Source organism: Paenibacillus mobilis (assembly GCF_058267595.1).
The window spans coordinates 1-6,176 of record NZ_JBZCMS010000023.1 but is presented as its reverse complement, the minus strand read 5'-3'; the positions used below and the strand labels follow the sequence as shown (position 1 = coordinate 6,176).

The following is a 6,176-nucleotide window of genomic DNA, read 5'->3' as shown; positions in this document are numbered from 1 at the left end:
CATGTTTGGTGGCGATGGCGGAGGGGTTCCACACGTACCCATCCCGAACACGACCGTTAAGCCCTCCAGCGCCGATGGTACTTGGACCGCAGGGTCCTGGGAGAGTAGGATGCCGCCAAGCAAACTGAAGACCACTGTTGATAACATCGACGGTGGTCTTATTTTGTCCACAAGTGAACAAGTTGAAAAATTCAATAAATCATCCACAGTTTGCTGCGCATGCAGCGATTTTTTTTCGTTTATTCACAGCACTTTCCGTTTTTTTCTCGAAAACATTGTAATTTTCAAAAAAATTCTCCACAAATTCACAATTTAATCCCCATAACTCACAAGCCTTCATAAACCGGTTCTTGGAACTTCCCTAAGTTTGGCCAGCATTCGAGCATACCTACAAAAGAATTGTGTATAATGTTGTTTTAGAGGAATCGTACAGGCAGGCTAAGAGGCGAAGGAGGAACAGAATGTGGATAAACAGAGGTTAATTTGGTCGGAGGAACGGACGATCCACACAAGTGAGGCTGATTGGCGTTCGAATTGCCGCTTGTCTGCGCTGCTTGATTATTTGCAGCAGGCGGCGGATTCGGCTGTAAACGCATTAGGGATCAGCTGGCGCGGCATGCTGGATGCAGGCATGGGCTGGATGCTGATGACTCTGGACCTGGATATACGTGAGCTGCCTAAGTTTGGGGATACGGTTGACATCACTACCTGGAGCAAGGGAACCAAAGGGCCGATATGGCAGAGAGATTACCGCGTTTTCGGGAAGGATGGGGAAGAATCGGCTGCAGCCCGTTCTACCTGGGCTCTCGTGGATATCCATAAACGAAAAATACTGCGCCCAAATGCACTGCCGGTAGAGGTTCCGCCTTACACGGAGGATTCCGTCGGCGTTTTGCCCGAGAAGGTGGGTGTACCGGATGACGTTTCTTTAATAGAAAGCTTCATTTATGAAGTTAAATACAGCAGCGTTGATATTAACGGACACGTTAACAACGCGCGTTATGCGGATATTTGTTACGATGCGCTTGCGCCGGACGAACTTGCGGAGCTGGAGCTGCGGCGTTTTCACATTACATATATAAAGGAAGTAAAATGGGGGGACAAGCTGCAGCTCCTGCGCTCACCTCTTATTGACGGCCGGATCTACATTCGTGGACAAGCTGTGGACGAACCGGAATCGATTGGTTTTGAGGCGTGCCTCTACTTCTCGTAAAAGAAAGGATCCATCCTTTTAAAAGCCCAAGGATTTGGCGAATATCACCAATTCCTTGGGCTTTTTATATGCGTTGGATTTTGCGAGGGGGAATTCCCAATATCTGAGGGGTTAGATTCATCTTGTCTTCATGTTATGATAATAAAGGTTACAGCGTTGTTACTATTTTGTAACCTGAACTTTTTATAACGTAGAACACAACCAACAAGGAGATGACAGGATGAATACTAAATTGACCAAACGCATCGCAGCCGGAGGAGTTGCCGTATTGATGTCCATGGGCTTGGTCCTGCCAACCTATGCAGCGTCTTCAAATGGCGGGAATACAACCCCAAAACATCAGACTTCCAAAACAGTAGTTTACAAAGTGACTTCTAACGGAACTGTTAAGACTATTACAAACTCTACTACAATTAACACCCTTGATTTATCCGGTTATTTGAAAAATCTGGACTGGAGTCAGCTTTTGGACCAGCTGAAAAATGCGCAGGGTCAAGTATCGCAAACTCAACCAGCGCCAACACCGGTTCCGACACCAGCGCCGACTCCAGCACCAAAACCAACACCAGCACCAGCAAAACCGACGGCTCCAAAAACGCCGACTACACCGGGAACTACAACGCCAAGCCAACCGGCTCAGCAGCCGACTACGAGCCAGTCTGATTTTGCCAAGCAGGTAATCACGCTGGTCAACCAGGAGCGCGCTAAAGAAAACCTGAAACCTTTGACCGAAGACAGCGCATTGTCCAACATGGCAATGGTGAAAGCGAAAGATATGAGCCAAAACAATTATTTTGACCATAATTCGCCTACTTACGGTTCTCCTTTCGACATGATGAAGAAGTTTAACATCAGCTTCAGCTATGCCGGGGAAAACATCGCCCAAGGCCAGAAAACGCCTCAGGAAGTGATGACCGCCTGGATGAACAGCTCCGGCCACCGCGCTAACATCATGAATGCAAACTACAACGTAATCGGCGTAGCTTACTACAACGGTTATTGGGTACAGGAGTTTATAGGACGTTAAGATTTTTGAAAAAAAAACACCGGAGGGACCAGGGCTTGTTCCCTGGATTCCTCCGGTGTTTTTGTGTTTTTTTAAATCAACGATCAATTGCCGTTACGGATTGCTGCGTCTGCCGACCGCGCCCATAATCAGGCTGACGATAAAGACGAGCACAACCGCGCCGATCAAGGCCGGGATAAAGTAGAAGTCGCCTACGACCGGACCCCAGTTCCCTAGAAGGAAGCTGCCGAGCCAAGCGCCGATAAATCCCGCAATAATATTACCGATAATACCGCCTGGAATATCTCTGCCCATGATCAAGCCTGCCAGCCATCCGATAATCCCACCGATAATTAACGACCATAAAAATGCCATTTCTACTCACCTCTTTAGATATTTGGTTGATGTAACAGCTGCTGATGTCTACTTATTAACCTATTCAACTTGAACGAAACAGGAGGAGACTGGAAATGTTATAATATAAAAATGAGCAAAGGGGGAAGACAATGAAAACATTAGTCCTTGCGGAGAAACCGTCTGTAGCGAAAGAAATCGCCAGAGTCATGGGAAGCCGCGATAAACATAAAAGTCATTTTGAAGGACCGAAATACGTCGTAACCTGGGCGCTGGGGCATTTGGTAGGCCTCGCCGAGCCGGAGGATTACGATCATAAGTTTGCCACCTGGAGCCTGGAGGATTTGCCTATACTTCCGGGAAAAATGAAGCTGAAGGTTCTAAGGGAAACCAGCCATCAGTATAAAGCGGTCCAGCAGCTGCTGCGCCGGAGCGACATCGGCGAGCTGATTGTGGCGACGGATGCCGCGCGAGAGGGCGAGCTGCTGGCGCGGTGGATCATCGATATGGCGAAATGGAACAAGCCGTTTAAGCGGCTTTGGATCTCTTCGCAGACGGATAAGGCGATTAAGGACGGGTTTGCCCAGCTGAAGCCGGGCAGCCAGTTTGACCGTTTGTATGAGTCGGCCAGATGCCGAGCCGAAGCGGACTGGATGATCGGGCTGAACGTCACGCGGGCGTTGACCACGAAATTCAGCGCCCCGCTTTCCGCCGGCCGTGTGCAGACGCCTACGCTGGGTATGATTATGGCCCGTGAGCAGGAAATTACGTCTTTCCGTTCTGAAGAGTATGCGCGGATCAAGGCGGAATTAAACGGCTTTGAGGCACTTTGGCAGGGCCGGGGCGGGGACAGCCGGATTTTTGATCAGGCCAAGGCGAAAGAACTGCAGGCCAAACTTGAAGGCGGCAGCGGCACGATTGTTAAAGTAAAGAAAAGCGAAAAAAACGTTCCGCATCCGCAAGCCTACGATTTGACCGAGCTGCAGAGGGATGCGAACCGCCGGTATGGTTTTTCGGCCAAGCAGACCTCCAATGTGCTTCAAAAACTATACGAGCAGCATAAGCTCGTCACTTATCCCCGCACGGATTCCCGTTACCTGACGTCCGATATGGTCGGAACGCTGAAGGAGCGGCTGAGCAGCGTCGCCATGGGCCCTTATGCATCGATGGCCCGTCCTCTGCTGAGAGGGAACCTGACCTTGGGAAAAAGAGTCGTCGATGACAGCAAGGTGACCGATCACCATGCCATCATCCCGACGGAGCAGACGGTGCTGTTAAATGCGCTTACCAGCGACGAGCGCAAGCTGTATGATCTGATCGTAAGACGCTTTATCAGTTTGTTTTATGGCCCGGCCCGTTTTGACCAGGTCGCCGTAACAGTCGAAATTCAGGGAGAAACGCTGACGGCCAAGGGCATTACGATAAAGGAACAGGGTTGGAGAGCCGTCTACGAAAGTGCTGATTATGATGAGACTGGGGAAAACGAAGATGATAATCCGGATACGGATGTTTCCTCCGAGGCGGCTTTGCCCGAGCTGAACGAAGGGATGAAGGTCGCCGTGAAACGCTGCCGACTTGAAACCGGCCGTACCCAGCCGCCGAAACGTTATACGGAAGCGGCGCTCCTGTCGCAGATGGAGAAACACGGGCTCGGAACTCCGGCAACCCGCGCGGATATCATCGAGAAGCTTGTCAGCTCTGATACTATCGAGCGTAAGGGAAATGCTCTTCACCCTACCGGAAAAGGAAAACAGCTGATCGACCTGGCACCGGTAGAGCTTCGGGCTCCCGAGCTTACCGCCAAATGGGAAGCGGAGCTGGAACGGATTGCGAGGGGAAGCGGCAAGCCGGAACCTTTTTTGCAGGATATCCGTCAAATGGCCAGCCAACTGGTGGGGAATGTCAAAGGCAGCGATGCGGTATACAAACCTCATAATGTTTCGAACAGCCACTGTCCAAACTGCGGAACAAGACTGCTTGAGAAAAAATCCAAACGCGGCCTGCTTCTCATCTGCCCGGCCGACGACTGCGGATACACCCGATCCGGAGAGAAACGGCTGTCGAACCGCCGCTGTCCGCAGTGCCATAAGAAAATGGAACTGAAAGAAGGCAAAGCGGGCCTTTACGTTCAATGTCTGCCATGCGGCATTACGGAAACGCTCAATAAGGAAAACGGCCATGTCAATAAACGAGACCAGCAGAAGCTGGTGAAGCAATATGCGAAACAGGAGTCGCTGGGCTCCAACCTGGGCGATCTGCTGAAAGCGGCGCTGGAGAAGAACAATCAGCAGTAACCACTAACTCTATAAGTTCGGGTCCCGGTATCCCTGGCGTTTCAGCCGGGCATCGGAATAAATCCTCATGGGGAGTGGAATGTTAAACCCAGGAGGTGAGTTTTCATGCCGCATCATAAACCGAAGAAGCTGAACAACCAGCAGAACAAGTCCAGCCTTACGGAAGAAGCCAGGGAAACGAAAACGAAAAAGCAGGCCGATCACCCGGCGAGCTTAAACGGGATTCCGAAATTATAAAGGTTCGAAAAGGATTTTTCCATAACGGAACACGGTGCCTCTCTTTTGGGAGAGTGCCGTGTTTATTGTTTTTAAAATAACGCGGACTTATAATAAAAGGACAAAGGTTGATCCAAGGTGCGGTAAGGAGGCATGATTTTTATGAGGGAAGCCTTGCTCGTCTGGTTTGTGTTCATCAACTTGATTTCTTATCTGGTGATGTCGGATGATAAACGAAGAGCCAGGGAAAGAAAAGAACGCATTCCCGAGCGGACTTTGTTTCTGCTGGCCGTCATGGGGGGAGCGCTTGGGGTGCTCGTCGCCATGTATGCCAAACGCCATAAAACACGCCATGGCAGCTTTGTGGTCGGCATCCCGCTGCTGCTCTTTCTCAATGCGGCTCTTTATACTTATTTTTTGAGATAAGAAGCCCTGCTTCCGGGAGCGGCCGTTTCAGTCCTTGCAAGATTGGTTTACAAATGATCAAAGTACATAGGAAGAGGTGGAAGACATGTTATTCAACAAAATTTTGGTGGCTTATGACGGATCCAAAGCATCGAACAAAGCGCTGGACAAAGCGATCGAGCTGGCCAAGCTGACTAACACCGAGTTGACGGTTATTCATGTATATGATTTTCCTCGGTTTTATGTAGCTGAAGGTTTTGCCCCGGTTCCTACAAGCGTAAACGAAGATTTTTACGAGCTGGCGACCCGCACTTCGAATGAAGCGGAAAGACGCCTTACGGAAGCCGGCATTGCAGGTAAGGTTGAGCTGCTTCAAGGCCCCGCTGCGGAAGGCATCCTGGAATATGCAAAAACAAACGGTCATGACGTGATTATCCTTGGCAGCCGCGGTCTTGGCAGCATCCGGGAATTCGTGCTTGGCAGCGTCAGCCACAATGTTGTGCAGCATGCCCAAATCCCTGTGCTGGTTGTGAAATAAGAAGGAAAATAAGAGGAATGTCCTTTAGTGAACTGTACCCTTTGTCAAGGACACTTGTAAAAAAAGGGACTTGTGGTTTTAAGCCGCAGATAAAAGATGATTCCTGTACTGTACAGGAGTCATCTTTTTACGTCCCCATTGATATCTGTG

The 6,176-nt window shown here is 49.9% G+C and carries 7 protein-coding genes and 1 rRNA gene; 7 read left to right on the top strand and 1 reads right to left on the bottom strand.

The features are described from left to right. Positions 1-4: 4 nt before the first annotated feature. The 3 genes from rrf (at position 5) to AC3ZPD_RS22795 (ending at position 2,240) form a co-directional block, all read left to right on the top strand. Positions 5-121, top strand: a 5S ribosomal RNA gene (gene rrf / locus AC3ZPD_RS22805). A gap of 342 nt (positions 122-463) precedes the next feature. Further along, complete coding sequence (locus AC3ZPD_RS22800) at positions 464-1,213, top strand: acyl-[acyl-carrier-protein] thioesterase (protein WP_490986532.1); 750 nt, start codon at positions 464-466, stop codon at positions 1,211-1,213. Between the two features lie 220 nt (positions 1,214-1,433). Next, the gene (locus tag AC3ZPD_RS22795; RefSeq protein ID WP_490986531.1) at positions 1,434-2,240 is read left to right on the top strand and encodes a CAP domain-containing protein; all 807 of its coding nucleotides are present in this window, start codon (positions 1,434-1,436) and stop codon (positions 2,238-2,240) included. Between the two features lie 93 nt (positions 2,241-2,333). Here the strand turns inward: AC3ZPD_RS22795 and AC3ZPD_RS22790 are convergent, their stop codons facing one another. Next, the gene (locus tag AC3ZPD_RS22790; protein ID WP_490986530.1) at positions 2,334-2,594 is read right to left on the bottom strand and encodes a GlsB/YeaQ/YmgE family stress response membrane protein; all 261 of its coding nucleotides are present in this window, start codon (positions 2,592-2,594) and stop codon (positions 2,334-2,336) included. A gap of 131 nt (positions 2,595-2,725) precedes the next feature. Here AC3ZPD_RS22790 and AC3ZPD_RS22785 point away from each other — a divergent pair, with 131 nt between their 5' ends. The 4 genes from AC3ZPD_RS22785 (at position 2,726) to AC3ZPD_RS22770 (ending at position 6,026) form a co-directional block, all read left to right on the top strand. Beyond that, on the top strand, positions 2,726-4,867 hold the full coding sequence (locus AC3ZPD_RS22785) for a DNA topoisomerase III (RefSeq protein WP_490986529.1): 2,142 nt from the start codon (positions 2,726-2,728) through the stop codon (positions 4,865-4,867). Positions 4,868-4,972: 105 nt separating this feature from the next. Beyond that, entirely contained in the window at positions 4,973-5,104 is a 132-nt protein-coding gene (locus tag AC3ZPD_RS22780; RefSeq protein ID WP_490986528.1) for a hypothetical protein, read from the top strand. Positions 5,105-5,245: 141 nt separating this feature from the next. Beyond that, complete coding sequence (locus tag AC3ZPD_RS22775) at positions 5,246-5,509, top strand: DUF1294 domain-containing protein (RefSeq protein ID WP_490986527.1); 264 nt, start codon at positions 5,246-5,248, stop codon at positions 5,507-5,509. An 85-nt stretch (positions 5,510-5,594) separates the two neighbouring features. After that, positions 5,595-6,026 carry a universal stress protein gene (locus AC3ZPD_RS22770; protein WP_490986526.1) on the top strand — a complete coding sequence of 144 codons (432 nt, stop codon included), beginning with the start codon at positions 5,595-5,597 and terminating at the stop codon, positions 6,024-6,026. Positions 6,027-6,176: the final 150 nt, after the last annotated feature.

What these genes read in the sequence shown, in the direction of transcription:
- AC3ZPD_RS22780 (WP_490986528.1), top strand. Translation starts at nt 4,973, where the DNA reads ATGCCGCATCATAAACCGAAGAAGCTGAACAACCAGCAGAACAAGTCC.
- AC3ZPD_RS22775 (WP_490986527.1), top strand. Translation starts at nt 5,246, where the DNA reads ATGAGGGAAGCCTTGCTCGTCTGGTTTGTGTTCATCAACTTGATTTCT.
- AC3ZPD_RS22790 (WP_490986530.1), bottom strand. Translation starts at nt 2,594, where the DNA reads ATGGCATTTTTATGGTCGTTAATTATCGGTGGGATTATCGGATGGCTG.
- AC3ZPD_RS22795 (WP_490986531.1), top strand. Translation starts at nt 1,434, where the DNA reads ATGAATACTAAATTGACCAAACGCATCGCAGCCGGAGGAGTTGCCGTA.
- AC3ZPD_RS22785 (WP_490986529.1), top strand. Translation starts at nt 2,726, where the DNA reads ATGAAAACATTAGTCCTTGCGGAGAAACCGTCTGTAGCGAAAGAAATC.
- AC3ZPD_RS22770 (WP_490986526.1), top strand. Translation starts at nt 5,595, where the DNA reads ATGTTATTCAACAAAATTTTGGTGGCTTATGACGGATCCAAAGCATCG.